Consider the following 14,932-nt stretch of genomic DNA (forward strand, 5'->3'; position numbering starts at 1 on the left):
CGTTTTCTGCTGATGCCGGAGTGGTAGGAACACCCCGATCCCCCGCAGACCGGCCAGCGAGCGGGGGTGGCGATGACGGCCGTCGGCTCCGGCAGGCACCTTCCCGGCGCCACCCTCGCCGTGCTGCAGCGCATCGGCCGCTCGCTCATGCTGCCCATCGCCGTCCTGCCCGCCGCCGGCCTGCTCTTCCGCTTCGGCCAGGACGACCTGCTCGGCGCCGTACCCGGTCTGGCGCCGCTCGCGCGGGTCCTCGCCGCCGCCGGCGGCGCCCTGTTCGAGAACCTGCCCCTGCTGTTCGCCGTCGGCGTGGCCATCGGCTTCGCCCGCAAGTCCGACGGCTCCACGGCCCTCGCCGCCCTGGTCGGCTACCTGGTCTTCGACCGCGTCACCAGGACGCTGTTCTTCGACGCTGGCGAGGGCGCCGTGTACGACGAGGTCCTGCTCGTCCTCCGGGACGGCACCCGCACGATCGACGCCGGCGCGCAGAACCCGACCGGCGTCCTCGGCGGCATCGTCATCGGCCTCACCGCCGCCCTGCTCTGGCAGCGTTTCCACCGGGCGAAGCTGCCCGCCTGGCTCGCCTTCTTCGGCGGCCGGCGCTCGGTCCCCATCGTCACCGCCGTCGCCGCGCTGCTGCTCGGCGTCGTCTTCGGCCTGCTGTGGCGGCCGGTCGGCGACTGGCTGGCCGGGGCCGGCGACTGGCTCTCCGCCCACGGCGCGGCCGGAGCGGGCATCTACGGCGTCGCCAACCGCCTGCTCATCCCCGTGGGCCTGCACCACTTCCTCAACACCATCGTCTGGTTCACCCTGCCGAGCTGCCGGGCCGGCGTGCGCGGCGCGACCCGGGACGCCGACGGCGACCTCAACTGCTACTTCGCCGGCGAGCAGGGCGCGGGCGTCTTCATGACCGGTTTCTTCCCCGTCATGATGTTCGGGCTGCTCGGGGCGGCCGTCGCCATGTGGCGCGCGGCCCCGCCCGAACGCCGCCCGGCGATCGGCGGCATCCTGCTGTCGGCCGGGCTCACGTCCTTCGTCACCGGGATCACCGAGCCGCTGGAGTTCGCGTTCATCTTCGTCGCGCCCGTGCTGTTCGCCGTGCACGCGCTGCTCACGGGCGTGTCGATGGCGCTCATGGCCGAGCTGGGGGCCCGGCTGGGGTTCACGTTCTCCGGCGGCGCGATCGACCTGCTCCTCAACGCCGGCAAGGCGAACACGCACCGCCTCGGGCTCATCCTCGGGTTCGGGATCGCGTACTTCGTCCTCTATTACGCGCTCTTCGCCGTGCTCATCCGCGCCCTGAACCTGCCCACCCCGGGCCGCGAGGTTACGGCCACCCCCTAGCCCCGGCCGTTTCCGCCCGGAACCGGGTGCCCGCCGCACCAGCTTCCGGCGTCCTTCCCGGGCAAACCCGGACGTTGACCGGCACGTACCGGAGAAGCTGGCGCGGCACGTACAACCAGGCCGGGCCGAAAACTCCTGAAGGCGTTTTTCCGCGAGAAGGAGGACCCGTGTCGGCAGCCCCCCACATCCCGTACACCGACGGCGCCCTGGCCCTCAGCCCCATGATCTGGGGGCCGCCGGGCGCGACCCCCGACGAGCGCCGCCTGCGCCACCTCGGCCAGGCCCTCGCCGAGGTGCTGGCCGGCTGCCGCTCCCCCGAGACGCTGGCCGACCAGCTCACCGCCCGCGCCTACCGGCACCTCACCGGGACCGGCCTGCTGTTCAGCACCGGCCGCGCCCCGTTCGTCCGCCGGGTCCACGTGACGGAGCCGCGCGAGGGCGTCATCGAGATGTGCGTGATCGTACGCTGCGGCGAACGCGACCGCGTCCTCGCCGCCCGCCTCGAACGCCACGGCATCCACTGGCTCTGCACCGACGTCGAAGCCGCCTGAAACCGTCCCCTGACGACGGAAGGACCCCCGCCCGTCGGGGCGGAGGTCCTTCCGTCACGTCAGCGTGCGCTCAGGCGGCGTTCCTGGGGTCGCCGTGGCACCGCTTGTACTTCTTGCCGGACCCGCACGGGCACGGCGCGTTCCGCTCCACGTTGCCGTAGGCGGCCCGCTCCGCCGGAGTGGTGCGCACCCGGGTGTGCTCGACCTCGCCCTGCTCGCCGGGCGCGGAGTATTCCAGCTCGGCCGGGCGCTCGGGCCCGCGCAGCCCGCGCGCGATGATCGAGCGGGTTTCCGCGATGACCGCGTCCTCTTCCTCCACGATCGGGTTCTCCTGCACCTCGACCTCGAGGTTGAACAGGAAGCCCACGGAGTCCTCCTTGATGCCCTCGAGCATCGCGGCGAACATCTCGAACCCTTCGCGCTGGTATTCGATCTGCGGGTCCTTCTGCGCGTAGGCCCGCATGCCGATGCCCTCGCGCAGGTAGTCCATCTCGTAGAGGTGCTCGCGCCACTTGCGGTCCAGAACGGACAGGATGACCCGCCGTTCGAGGTCGCGCATGGTCTCGGAGCCGATCTCCGCCTCGCGCCTGGCGTACGCCTCCATGGCGTTGGCCTTGACCTTCTCGCTGATCAGCTCGGCGGTCAGCTCCTCACGGCCGCCCGCCTCCTCGATGAGGTCGGCGGCGGTGACCGTGATCGGGAAGAGCTCGCTGAACGCCTTCCACAGCTTGTCGAGGTCCCACTCCTCGGCGAAGCCCTCGGCCGTGGCGCCCTGGACGTAGCCCTCGATGACCTCGCCGACGAAGGCCTGCACCTGGTCGTGCAGGTCGGCGCCCTCCAGCACGCGCCGGCGCTCGGAGTAGATGACCTTGCGCTGGCGGTTCATCACCTCGTCGTACTTCAGAACTTCCTTGCGGATCTCGAAGTTCTGCTGCTCGACCTGGTGCTGGGCGGAGGCGATGGCCTTGGAGACGATGCCGGACTCGATCGGCTGGTCGTCGGGGATGTTGAGCCGGGTCATGATGACCTCGACCCGCGCCGAGTTGAACAGGCGCATCAGGTCGTCGCCGAGCGAGAGGTAGAAGCGCGACTCGCCGGGGTCGCCCTGACGGCCGGAACGGCCGCGGAGCTGGTTGTCGATGCGGCGCGACTCGTGGCGCTCGGTGCCCAGCACGTAGAGGCCGCCGAGCTCGGTGACCTCGTCGTGCTCGGTCTTGACCGCGGCCCGGGCCTTCTCCAGCGCCTCGGGGTAGGCCTTGTCGTATTCCTCCGGCGTCTCGACCGGGTCGAGGCCGCGCTGGCGCAGCTCCTGGTCGGCGCGGAACTCGGAGTTGCCGCCGAGCATGATGTCGGTGCCTCGACCGGCCATGTTGGTGGCGACGGTGACGGCGCCCTTGCGGCCCGCCTCGGCGATGATCGCGGCCTCACGCTCGTGGTTCTTCGCGTTGAGCACCTCGTGCGGCACGCCGCGGCGCTTGAGCGCCTTGGACAGCCGCTCGGACTTCTCCACCGACGTGGTGCCGACGAGGACCGGCTGGCCGCGCTCGTAGCGCTCCTTGATGTCCTCGACCACCGCGTCGAACTTGGCGTCCTCGTTCTTGTAGACCACGTCGGCCTGGTCCTTGCGGATCATCGGCCGGTTGGTCGGGATGGGGACCACGCCCAGTTTGTACGTCTGGTGGAACTCGTTGGCCTCGGTCGCGGCCGTGCCGGTCATGCCGGCCAGCTTGTCGTAGAGGCGGAAGTAGTTCTGGAGGGTGACCGTGGCGAGCGTCTGGTTCTCGTCCTTGATCTTGACGCCCTCTTTGGCCTCGATGGCCTGGTGCATGCCCTCGTTGTAGCGGCGGCCGTGCAGGATGCGGCCGGTGAACTCGTCGACGATCAGGACCTCGCCCTCGGAGACGATGTAGTCCTTGTCGCGCTTGAACAGCTCCTTGGCCTTCAGCGCGTTGTTGAGGAAGCCGACGAGGTGGGTGTGCTCGGGCTTGTAGAGGTTGTCGATGCCGAGCCAGTCCTCGACCTTCTCGACGCCGGCCTCGAGAATGCCGACCGTGCGCTTCTTCTCGTCGACGATGTAGTCGCCGGTGCTCTCCTCGCCGGGGTTCTTCGCCTCGACGCCCCTGCGCAGGCGGGGCACGATCTTGGCGAACTCCTGGTACCACTTTCCGGACTGCTCGCCGGGACCGGAGATGATCAGCGGGGTCCTGGCCTCGTCGATGAGGATGGAGTCGACCTCGTCGACGATCGCGAAGTTGTGGCCGCGCTGGGCGCACTCCTCCAGCGACCACGCCATGTTGTCGCGGAGGTAGTCGAAGCCGAACTCGTTGTTCGTGCCGTACGTGATGTCCGCTTCGTACTGCTTGCGGCGCTCGTCGGGCTGCTGCCCGGAGACGATGCAGCCGACCTCCAGTCCGAGGAAACGGTGGATGCGGCCGATCGTCTCCGCGTCGCGTCTGGCAAGGTAGTCGTTGACCGTGACGACGTGGACGCCCTTGCCGGACAGGGCGTTGAGATAGGAGGGCAGAGCACAGGTCAGGGTCTTGCCCTCACCGGTCTTCATCTCGGAGATGTTGCCCATGTGGAGGTTGGCTCCACCCATGATCTGCACGTCGTAGGGGCGCTGGCCGAGCACGCGGCGGGCCGCCTCGCGCACCGTGGCGAACGCCTCGGGAAGCAGATCGTCGAGGGTTTCGCCGTCCGCGTAGCGCTGTTTGAATTCGTCCGTCAGCGCGCGCAACTCCGCGTCGGACAGGCTCGTGAAGTCGTCCTCGATGGAGTTGACCTGGTCTGCGATCCGCTTGAGCTTGCGCAGGGTCTTGCCTTCGCCGGCACGCAGGATCTTGTCGAGAATGGCTGGCACTTTTGTAAAGCTCCTCGCAGGTCTACCCCGGCGGCGCCGCCAGGAGGAGAGGCCGAGACAAACTTCCCCGAGTGCCATCGTAGGCGCTTCCGCAACCAGACACAGCCACCGTGCCGACGAGGGCGCAGGACCGGTCTGGGAGAATGGGGGTAAGGCAGAGGGTATGCCGGTTGACCGCCGGCCCGCATGTATAGCGGCATAACCGGCAAAGGAAGGATTAAGCATGGTTGAGGGGAAGAAGTCGGAGCAGACGGAGGATCTCGGCAGTCACGGCGGACGGGCGTCATCGTGGCTGGCGGTGACGGTCATGCTGGCCGGAACCATCGTCGCCGGCTTCGGGCTGACCATCGCCAGCTGGACGCTCGTGTGGATCGGCGCGGGGGTGTTCGTCGTGGGCGGCATTCTGGCCCTCGTCTTCGACATCTTCACCGACGTGGTGATCGACGCGCCGCGTGTGGGCATGCGGGCCGAGGATCACCGCTGACGTCGGCGAACGACACCGTCGCCACCGCGATCTCCGAGGCGGGCCCCTGACAGGGTGGCCCGCCTTTCTTTTCGCCCAGCCTCTTCGCCTTCTTCCTGCCTGCTCCAAACTTTCCCCAGGTGCTGCTTTCCGCCGCTCGTCGGCGTGTCGGGGGGAACGCCGGGCCATTCCCTGCCACCACCCCGCTCCGGGCCGCCCGGCCCATACCGGCGGATTTGTCGGTGGACGCCGCTAGATTGCACGCATGCACCGCCCTGAAGACGCGCAGCCGCTCGACGTGGACGACGTCGCCCTCAGCGACCCGATCCCGGGAGACCTCGTGAGCGCCGGCGTAGCCGACGACAGGCAGCCCCTCGTCACGGGAGCCTCCCCGCCCCCCAGCGCCCTGGTGACGCCCGACGCGGGCGTGAGGGTGAGCGGCGACGTCGTGGACCTCACGCTCGACGAGGCGCGGCGCCTCATCCTGCGCGCCCAGGGCCTGCTCGGCGCCGACGGGCGCAAGGGCGGGGCGCACGCCATGCTGCGCAGGCTGGGCGCCGTGCAGCTCGACACCATCTCGGTCCTCGCCCGCTCCCACGAGCTGGTCGCCTACGCCCGCCTGGGCGCGGTGAGCAGGCCGGCGGTGGAGCGGGCCTACTGGCACGACCCGGCGCGCAGCTTCGAGTACTGGTGCCACGCGGCCTGCATCCTGCCCATCGAGCACTGGCCCCTCTACTCCTTCCGCCGCCGCGCCTTCCGTGAGCGCAAGTTCCGCTGGCACGAGGTCCCCGACAGCGTCGACAAGCTGCTCGACCAGGTGCGCGACTCGGGCCCGCTGATGACCTCCGACGTCGGCGGCGCCAAGAACGGCGGCCCGTGGTGGGACTGGTCCGACTCCAAGATCGGCCTGGAGTGGCTGCTGGACATCGGCGAGCTGGTCTGCACCCGCCGCGTCGGCTGGCGCCGCGTCTACGACCTGGCCGAGCGCGCGATCCCCGCCGACCTGCTCGCCCAGGACCTGACGGACGAGGAGTGCATCACCCGGCTGGCCGGCATCGCCGGGCGCTCACTGGGCGTGGCCAACCGCACCGACCTGATCGACTTCCTCCGCCTGAAGGGCCGCTTCGCGGCGATCCTGGACGAGGCCCTGCTCAGTGGGGCGGCCGGGCTGACGCCGGTGACGGTCGCGGGCTGGCCCGGCAAGAAGGGCCAGGCCAACGCGTGGGCCGACCCGGCCGCGCTGGCGAGCGAGCCGCGCGGCAGGCACCGCACCACGCTGGTCTCGCCGTTCGACTCCCTCATCTGGCACCGTGGCCGCACCGAGCGGATCTTCGGCTTCACCTACACGCTGGAGCTGTACGTCCCCAAGCACAAGCGGGTGCACGGCTACTTCACGATGCCGGTGCTGGCCGGGGGCCGGCTGATCGGCCGGGTCGATCCGGCCCGTGAGGGCACGACCCTGGTGGCCAGGCAGGTGCACCTGGAGCCCGGCCTGTCCCCCGCCAAGTGGGCCGGCGCGTTCGCGGATGCCCTGTGGTCGGCCGCCGAGTGGGTCGGCTGCGACAGCGTACGCGTCGAACGCGCCGATCCGCCGGAGCTCGTCACCATGCTGAACGCACCGAGATAGCCGGGCGGTGGCGGGGGCGGGGGCTTTCGCTAGGTGATCTCCAGCATGCGCTCCCGCACCGCGTAGACCACTGCCTCCATGCGGGAGTGCAGCTGCAGCTTGTCGAGGATGTTGCGCACGTGGTTCTTCACGGTGTTCTCGGAGATGAACAGCTGCTTGGCGATCTCGCGGTTGTTCATGCCCTTGGCGACCAGCCGCAGGACCTCCATCTCGCGGTCGGTCAGCCGGGGGACGGGCAGCTGGGGCGGGCGCTCGGCCTCCTTGCGGCTCATGTTGGCGAACTCGCTGATGAGCTTGGCCGCCATCGCCGGGTTGATTAAGGACTGGCCCTCGTGCACGCCCCGCACGGCGGCGGGGACGTCGTTGATCTGCACGTCCTTGAGGAGGTAGCCGGTGGCTCCCGCCTTGATGGCCTCGAAGAGGTCCTCTTCCTCGTCGCTCACCGTCAGCATGATGATGCGGGTGCTGGGGACCGACGCCTTGATGCCCTTCGTGGCCTCGATCCCGTCCTGCCGCGGCATGCGGACGTCCATGAGCGCGACGTCGGGCATGAGGCGGTCGGCCAGCTCGACCGCCTCATGCCCGTCGCTCGCCTCACCGACCACCTCGATGTCGGGCTCAGCCGCCAGCGCCAGAGCCAGGCTGCGCCTGATCAGCTCGTGGTCGTCGACGATCAGCACGCGAATGGGCTCGCTCGCTGATGCGCGGGCCTCGTCGGACTCGCTCACGAGGCCTCCTTGATCCGCCTCGCGACCGCGCTTCCCTCGCTTCGCTCGCTCGGCTGAACCTGACTGAGCTCGCTCACGTCTCCTCCTCGTCGGGGGGCCAGAGCCGTAACCGCCATGATGGCACGTGTGCCGCGGTCCTCGGGTGGTCGAGAAGATCTTTTTCAGTAAGCGATCAGGGCTCTACGAGCCGCAACACGCCGTAGTTGTACCCGCGTCTGTTGTAGACGACGCTCGGCTGGCCGCTCTCCTTGTCCCTGAAGAGGTAGAAGTCGTGGCCGACCAGCTCCATCTCGAGCAGCGCCTGGTCGATGGTCATCGGCTCGGCCCGGTGGAACTTCTCCCTGACGATGAGCGGCCCCTCGCCGTCCATCTCGATCGGGACGATGTCCTCGTCGGTCTTGTCGTCGTAGGTGACGTCGGTGTAGTCGTCGCCGGCGCGCTGGAGCGGCTCGCTCTCCTCGGCCGGGGCCTTCGGCGCGACGGGCTCCTGGGGCGGCAGGCCGGCGACGTCGGGAAGTGTCGCGGTGATCTCCGCGACGGAGGGCGGGCAGTGGTTGCCGTGGTGGACCTTGCGCCGGTCGGCGGCCCGCCTGAGACGGCCTTCCAGCTTGTCGAGCGCCAGGTCGAGGGCGGCGAACCGGTCGTCGGCCGAGGCCTCGGCGCGAATGGCCGGTCCTCGGGAGTGAATGGTGAGCTCGACGCGCTCCCGCTGTCCCGCGAGGCGCGGATTGCGTTCCTTCGACACCTGCACATCGACTCGGATGAGTTTGTTGTCCAGACGTTCGATCCTGGCCAGCTTGGTCGTCACTTGGTCGCGGAACCGATCACTCACACCCGTGTGTCGGCCCTTGACGATGATGTCCATGCAAAAGCCCCCCTTCCGTCTAACGACTGAGCAAGAGCGCCCGACGAGCTGCCGATCGGGCGAGGTCTTCTGTCTGCCTTTCTGTCACCGTTACCCTCTTCCGCCTCGTGGTCACCGGGAACTCTGGTGGCACCCGTCCGGCCGACCTGGTCTTCGACCCCACATCCGCCTGCTGAGGGTCTCGCAGCTCTGTTGCCACTACTGCCCTTCTCTTCTGGCGAGAGGCATCTGACCTCTCGGGAAGGCAGGACTTACCCCTAAGCCGCACCGTGATCGGTCGACAAAGAGTCGCCTTACGTGGACCGTTTTGCCTGCGGCTGGCATCGGCTAGCAGAGCCGGGAGCCCCGGCTCTGCGCAACCACGGACCCGAACGGGTGCCATGTCCGAACGCTATCCGCATCCTGCGCGAATGTCAGCCGGAGGGTCGCACGGACGATCACGTTGCGTGATATCGGCGGGCCGGACGGGCGTGGTTTGATGCCCCGTTTAATCGGCCGGCGTCCGCTATGGCGGGCCGTTGATCGCCCGCCGAGCACGGTGGCGGCATCCCGCGGGGAAGCGACATGTGACCTCCTGGGGAGGGGTGAACCGGCCGCGTCTTTCACTCACCGTCACCGTAATGCTTTTTTAGATCTTCGGCGTGTCGCGGCAACCGTGATCGCCAGCGGGACCGGTGTTCCGGCTGTTCGGAGGGCCCGCGCGGCCTCGGCGAGGGTGGCGCCGGTCGTCACGATGTCGTCCACGAGCAGCGCACAGGGCGCTGGAGGGCCTGTCGCGGGGCGGGTGACCCGTAGTGACCCGGCGAGGTTGGCCGCCCGCTCAGCGCTGCTCAGGCCCGCCTGATCGGTCACGGAGCGGACCTGGGTCAGGCCGTCCCAGGGGTGGGCGGGCAGGCCGAGCGCGCACAGGGCGCGGGAGGCGAGCAGGGCCAGGCGGGCGACGGGGTCGTGGCCCCTGGCGCCGGCCGCGGCCCGGGTGCTGGGGACCGGCATGACGGCGAAGCCGGCCGCGAGCGCGCGGAGGGCGCCGGGGGTGCGGGAGAGCGCCGTGACGGCGGTGAACGCCAGCGCCTCGGCCAGGACCGCCGCCAGCGTCACCGCGCCCCGCTCCTTGTAGGCGAGGAGGGTGCGGCGCGTCCGGCCGTCGTACGGGCTCGCCGACCAGCAGTCGGGGAGGCCGGGCGGGCACGGGTCCGGTCGCCGCCTGGCCGGCCGGGCGGTCAGCTCGGCCACGCACGCGGCGCAGCACCGGGGCCCCTTGGCGCCGCAGCCCGCGCAGGCCGGGGGCAGGACGAGGTCGAGCACGGCGTTCAGCACGCCCGCCAGCATGCCCGCCGCCACCGACATTCCCGCGAGCGCGGCTCTCCAGCACGTCCGTCTCCGGGCCGAGCGGCCGCCGCGACATTCCCGCGCGCGGGTGACTCAGCCGAGCAGCCGGGCCGCCGGCGGAAGCGGCGCGGGGACGGGGCCGGCGCGGAACGACTGGATCATCAGGGCCGCGAACCGGCGCACGGCCGCGGCCCGCAGCTCGGGCGACCGGGCGCGGATGCCCTCGCTCGCCATCATGGCCAGGACGAAGTCCTCCAGGACGAAGTCGGCCCGCAGGCCGCCCGCCTCCTTCGCCCGCCGGACGAGCCGGAGCAGCAGCCGGACCGAACGCTCGCGCTCCGCGCCGAGGTACGGCAGCCGCGAGGTGAGAGCGCCGGACAGCCCCCTGCCGAGTGCGCGCGCCTCCATCAGCCTCTCGGTCACCAGGCAGAACCCGCGCCACGGGTCGGACTCCGCCAGCCCTTCCTCGACGACCGCCGAACACAGGGCCATCGGCTCGGCGAGGACCTCGCCGAGCAGCGCCTCCTTGGTCGGGAAGTGCCGGTAGACGGTGGCCGCGCCGACCTGCGCGCGCCGGGCGATCTCGCGGATCGGCACGCCGGGTCCCTCGGCGGCGAAGGCCGCGCGGGCGACCGCGAGGATGCGCGCGCGGTTGTCGCGGGCGTCCGAGCGCGACTTCTGACTCACTTCGGCCGTCACCGCTCTCACTTCCGCCGGACGGACGGGCTGCCCACCTACGGTACGGCGCATGAGAGCAGTCCAGTTTTCCGAGTACGGCGGCCCGGGCGTGGTGCACGTCGCCGAGGTCGAGGAGCCGCACGCCGGTCCGGGGACGGTCCGCGTCGCCGTACGGGCGTCCGGGTTGTCCGCGGGAGAGACGCGCATCCGCTCGGGCGAGCTGCGCGGCGTGGTGCCGGTGACGTTCCCGTTCCGTACCGGGTTCGACGCGGCGGGCGTGGTGGACGAGGTCGGCGACGGCGTCACGGGCGTCGAGGCCGGCGACGAGGTGTTCGGCATGACCGCGTCGACGACGCGCGGCGCCAACGCCGACCACGCGGTCCTGGTGGCCTGGGCGCCGAAACCGGCCGCGTGGAGCTGGGAGGAGGCCGGTGGCGCGGCGGGCAGCGTCGAGACGGCCACGCGGGTGCTCGACCGGCTCGCGGCCGGCGCCGGGCACACGGTGCTGGTGCAGGGCGCGGCCGGCGGGGTGGGGACGGTCGCCGTGCAGCTCGCGGCCGCTCGCGGCGCCACCGTGATCGGCACGGCCAGTGAGCGCAACCACGGCTTCCTGCGCTCGCTCGGCGCGGAGCCGACGACGTACGGGGCCGGCCTGGTCGAACGCGTCCGCGCGCTGGCGCCGGGCGGCGTGGACGCGGTGTTCGACTGCGCGGGAGGGGCGCTGCCCGATCTGGTCGGCATAGCCGGGGACCCTGCACGCGTGGTGACCATCGCCCCCGACCTCACCGCGGCGGCCCACGGCGTGCACCTGTCGCACGGTGCGCCGGGCGCGGATCCCGGGACGGGCGCCGACCCGCTCGCGGTGCACGGGCTCGGCGTCGCGGTCGAGCTCGCCGCGCGGGGCCGGCTGCGAGTGCCGGTCGCGGCGGCGTTCCCGCTCACCGAGGCGGCGGCCGCGCACGAGCTGAGCGAGAGCCGCCACGCCCGCGGGAAGATCGTCCTGGTGAACTGACGGGTTCAGCCCAGGGGGAACAGGGGGGCTTCCGCGTTCGACTCGATCCTGGTCTTCCAGCTCTGGTCCTGCGCGAGCTCCAGGATCTCCGAGCCCTTCCCCTTGCCCGTCTCCGCCTGCGCGAGCACGTGCTCGTTGAGCGCCGCGACCCGCCGCAGCCGGTTCTTCAGCGGGATCTCGGTGACGTCGCCGTCGCCGATGTCGATCTCGTTCAGCGTCTGCCCGGCGTTGCTCTTGACCAGCACGAGCACGTGCTCGTCGTCGCGCCACGCGAGGTCCTCGATGACCCCGCCGGGCTCCCTGGCCGTCGGCACCCGGACGTTGCTGAGCATCAGCCCGCCCGTCTGGGTCAGCGCGCCGACGTGCACGATGTTCTCGCGGGTGGTCAGCACCACGCGTACGCCGTCCCTGGCGACGCGCATGCGGGTGACGTCCCAGCCCTTCAGTCCCGGCGCGGCGACGCGCTCGGCGGGGCGGTTGGCGCCGGGTTCGTAGCGCAGCACGACGCCGTTCTTGCGGTCGAACGTCCACAGCGACCCGTCGCGGTGCCAGGACGGCGCGGTGAGGTCCTCCGGGGAGCCCGGGATGACCTCCTGCCACTGCCCCTCCTGGGTGGCGGGGGTGATGGAGATGCCGGTGGAGGTCTGGGCGGCGACGAGGTCGCCCTGCTTGGACAGGGCGAAGTTGGAGTAGCCCTCGCGCGGCTGTCCGGCGGGCCCGGCGATGGCGCCGCCCGGCCCCTCGTTGGTCATGTAGTGGACGGCGCCCTTGTCGACGTAGTAGTCGGTGTTGACGCCGTTGTCCAGCCAGCCCTGGTCGACGTTGGGCTGGGAGACGGAGTACTGCTCCCCGTCCACCTGCACCTCGATGGCGCGGCCCTTGGCGACGTCGTTGTTGGTGAGGCTGTAGCGGATCTGGGCCATGAGGCCGTGCTCGCCGCTCAGGTCGAGGGGGTCGATCGGGCCCGACAGGTTGATGACGACCCGTTCGTCCTCGCCCGAGCGCACCGACTCGATCCTGGTGCCGGCGGGGAAGCTGGTGCTCACCGCGCCCTGGAGTGCGGCGCTCGGCGCCTTGAGCAGCCGTTCGAGCACGACCTGCGCGTACGTCTTGGTCGGCTTGAGCCGCAGCCGCACGCTGTCCACCACCAGCCGGTCCTGGGTGCCGCTGCCGAGGTAGTAGAGCTTGGTCGGCCGGTAGGCCCGCGCGACGTCGGACTTGGTGAGGATGAGCCCCTGCGGCAGGCCGCGCACCCGGTAGCCGACGCCCTCGACCTTGACCAGCTCGAACGGCCGCGCCCAGTTCCCGGCCAGCGGCACGTAGGTGTCGTCCTCCTCGATCCTGGCGATCTGGGGGGCCTTGACGGAGATCTTCTGCACCGACTCGGTGCCGTCCTGGTCGCCCAGGTCGAAGGTCCAGTTCCAGGCGTCGTCGAGCACGGTCACCGCGCCGTCGGGGCTCCAGCCGCGCAGCGCCTCGGGCGTCAGGTACTGGGGCAGGACCGTCGGGTCGTCGTCGTAGGCCGCCATGGCCGCCTGGAGGCCCTTGAGCACGTCCTGGGGGGTCCAGCCGGGCTGCGGCGGGGTGGCGATCATCCGCTGGAACGGCTTGCTGAGCGGGTCGCCGCTGCCCGTGTCGTCCACCACGTACGGGCCGCTGACCGGGATCACGGAGCACCCCGAGCCCGTGAGCGCCACGGCCGCGGCCACGGCCGCGGCGGCGCAGAGCCGCCTAGTCCTCGTCATCGACCGCCCCGTCCCCCACGGCGGGCAGCAGCACGGGCGTCATGGCGCCGCGCCAGGTGCGCCGCATCTCGATCTCGGGCGGCACGAGCGGCAGCGGCGAACCCTTGAGATCGGCTCCCGCCGTGCGCGGCAGCGTCAGCCTGAACTGCGAGCCCTCGCCCGGCTGCCCCCACGCCTGGAGCCAGCCGCCGTGCAGGGTGGCGTCCTCGCGGGAGATCGCCAGGCCGAGCCCGGTGCCGCCGATGGTGCGCGCCCGCGACGGGTCGGCCCGCCAGAACCGGTCGAAGACCATGGTGTCCTCGCCCGGTTTGAGGCCGATGCCGTGGTCGCGTACGGCGACCGCCACGGCGTCGCGGTCGGCGCCGACGGTGACGACGATCTCCCTGCCCTCGCCGTGCTCGATGGCGTTGAACAGCAGGTTGCGCAGGATCCGCTCGACCCGGCGGTTGTCGATCTCGGCCATGCAGGGCTCGGGCGGCAGCCGCAGCTCGAAGCGGGTGCCGTGGCGTTCGGCCAGCGCCTCGGAGTCCTCGATCGCGCGCAGCACGACCTTGGTGACGTCGACCGGCTCCAGGTCGAGGGTGGCCGCGCCGGCGTCGTAGCGGCTGATCTCCAGCAGGTCGCCCAGCATCGACTCGAACCGTTCGAGCTGGGCCTGCATGAGCTCGGCCGAGCGGGCGGCCATGGGGTCGAAGTCCTCGCGGGCGTCGTACAGCAGGTCGGCGGCCATGCGCACGGTGGTCAGCGGGGTGCGCAGCTCGTGCGAGACGTCGGAGACGAACTGCCGCTGGACCTGCGACAGCTCCTCAAGCTGGTGGATCTTGAGCGCCAGGTTGGCGGCCATCTCGTTGAAGGAGTTGGCCAGGCGGGCGAGGTCGTCCTCGCCGCGTACCTTCAGCCGCTCGTCCAGCTTGCCCGCGGCCAGCCGCTCGGCGGCCTGGCGGGCCAGCCGGACGGGGGTGACGACCTGCCTGGCCACCAGGTACGCGATGGCCGCCAGCAGCAGCACGAGGCCGAGCCCCACCACGACGATGGCGAGCCGGACGTTGGACAGCAGCGCCTCTTCCTCGTCGAGCGGGAAGAAGTGGTAGACCTCGTAGTTCTGGCCGCTGAACGGCTCGTGGACGATGCCGCCGACGATGTACATCAGGCGCGGCTGGCTCTGCCCGGTCAGCGCGACGCGCTCGATGGAGACGATGGGCTTGTCGTAGACCAGCTTCGTGATGTTGCGCTGCAGCCCGGCGCGCAGGGCGGGCGGCACGTTGCCGGGCACGAGGCGGCCGGAGGCGCGCGACTGCCCGGGGGCCGCGACGTTGAGTATGAGCACGTCGTAGCGCTTCTTGGAGCCGCCGTCGACGGAGCCGGTGACGGCGCCCATCACCTCGTCGAGCGGGTTGACCGCGACCTTGCCCGCCTCGACGGCCTTGGCCTGGTCGTCGTCGGGAGGCGCGAGCGCGTCGGCGATCTGCAGCCGGTCGGCGTTGGCCTCGCTGACCGAGGACTGCTGGCTGCTCTGGATGACGGCCCGGTTGATCTGCTCGGACAGGAACGTGCCGAGCACCACCACCACGACGACGGAGATCACCAGCGTGCTGGTGACCACCTGGAGCTGCAGCGAGCGCCGCCAGACGCTGCGCGCCCTGCCCGCCGCACGCCGCACCCGCCGGCGGACGCCGCCGAGTATCTGGCGTGGCGTCCGCCGACGGGAGCGCTTGGTCTTCGTCGGGGGCATG

Annotated in this window: 12 protein-coding genes; 5 read left to right on the plus strand and 7 right to left on the minus strand. The window is 71.0% G+C overall.

The features are described 5' to 3' along the window. The first annotated feature begins 72 nt into the window (after positions 1-72). Together SMD20_RS23750 and SMD20_RS23755 are read left to right on the plus strand one after the other, a co-directional pair. Positions 73-1,341 (plus strand): PTS transporter subunit EIIC, encoded by a 1,269-nt coding sequence (locus SMD20_RS23750; protein WP_329592647.1) that lies wholly within the window; start codon positions 73-75, stop codon positions 1,339-1,341. Between the two features lie 167 nt (positions 1,342-1,508). Continuing rightward, positions 1,509-1,892: an Rv3235 family protein gene (locus SMD20_RS23755; RefSeq protein WP_329584651.1), complete on the plus strand. Its 384-nt coding sequence runs from the start codon at positions 1,509-1,511 to the stop codon at positions 1,890-1,892. A 70-nt stretch (positions 1,893-1,962) separates the two neighbouring features. Here SMD20_RS23755 and secA read toward each other — a convergent pair whose 3' ends face one another. Then, positions 1,963-4,752, minus strand: coding sequence for a preprotein translocase subunit SecA (gene secA, locus SMD20_RS23760; protein ID WP_329584653.1), 2,790 nt, complete (start codon positions 4,750-4,752; stop codon positions 1,963-1,965). A 223-nt stretch (positions 4,753-4,975) separates the two neighbouring features. Between secA and SMD20_RS23765 the strand changes: the two genes are divergently transcribed. Beyond that, a complete protein-coding gene (locus SMD20_RS23765) occupies positions 4,976-5,236 on the plus strand; it encodes an HGxxPAAW family protein (protein WP_329584655.1) in 261 nt (86 codons plus the stop codon). A 244-nt stretch (positions 5,237-5,480) separates the two neighbouring features. Beyond that, entirely contained in the window at positions 5,481-6,842 is a 1,362-nt protein-coding gene (locus SMD20_RS23770) for a winged helix-turn-helix domain-containing protein (RefSeq protein WP_329584656.1), read from the plus strand. Positions 6,843-6,871: 29 nt separating this feature from the next. Here the strand turns inward: SMD20_RS23770 and SMD20_RS23775 are convergent, their stop codons facing one another. From SMD20_RS23775 to SMD20_RS23790, 4 genes are all read right to left on the minus strand, one after another. Next, positions 6,872-7,570 (minus strand): response regulator transcription factor, encoded by a 699-nt coding sequence (locus SMD20_RS23775; RefSeq protein ID WP_329584658.1) that lies wholly within the window; start codon positions 7,568-7,570, stop codon positions 6,872-6,874. 172 nt (positions 7,571-7,742) lie between these two features. Beyond that, positions 7,743-8,435: a ribosome hibernation-promoting factor, HPF/YfiA family gene (gene hpf, locus SMD20_RS23780; RefSeq protein ID WP_329584659.1), complete on the minus strand. Its 693-nt coding sequence runs from the start codon at positions 8,433-8,435 to the stop codon at positions 7,743-7,745. Positions 8,436-9,047: 612 nt separating this feature from the next. Then, positions 9,048-9,782 (minus strand): ComF family protein, encoded by a 735-nt coding sequence (locus tag SMD20_RS23785; RefSeq protein WP_329584661.1) that lies wholly within the window; start codon positions 9,780-9,782, stop codon positions 9,048-9,050. A gap of 75 nt (positions 9,783-9,857) precedes the next feature. After that, a complete protein-coding gene (locus SMD20_RS23790) occupies positions 9,858-10,463 on the minus strand; it encodes a TetR/AcrR family transcriptional regulator (protein WP_329584663.1) in 606 nt (201 codons plus the stop codon). Positions 10,464-10,512: 49 nt separating this feature from the next. Here SMD20_RS23790 and SMD20_RS23795 point away from each other — a divergent pair, with 49 nt between their 5' ends. Continuing rightward, positions 10,513-11,454: an NADP-dependent oxidoreductase gene (locus SMD20_RS23795; protein ID WP_329584664.1), complete on the plus strand. Its 942-nt coding sequence runs from the start codon at positions 10,513-10,515 to the stop codon at positions 11,452-11,454. A 5-nt stretch (positions 11,455-11,459) separates the two neighbouring features. Here SMD20_RS23795 and SMD20_RS23800 read toward each other — a convergent pair whose 3' ends face one another. Then, positions 11,460-13,199, minus strand: a complete 1,740-nt coding sequence (locus tag SMD20_RS23800; RefSeq protein ID WP_329584666.1) for an LpqB family beta-propeller domain-containing protein — start codon at positions 13,197-13,199, stop codon at positions 11,460-11,462. Next, on the minus strand, positions 13,186-14,931 hold the full coding sequence (mtrB, locus tag SMD20_RS23805) for an MtrAB system histidine kinase MtrB (RefSeq protein ID WP_329584667.1): 1,746 nt from the start codon (positions 14,929-14,931) through the stop codon (positions 13,186-13,188). Before mtrB ends, SMD20_RS23800 begins: the two co-directional genes overlap by 14 nt. Position 14,932 lies beyond the last annotated feature (1 nt).

This window comes from Nonomuraea sp. LP-02 (assembly GCF_036289125.1).
Taxonomy (GTDB): Bacteria; Actinomycetota; Actinomycetes; order Streptosporangiales; family Streptosporangiaceae; genus Nonomuraea; species Nonomuraea bangladeshensis.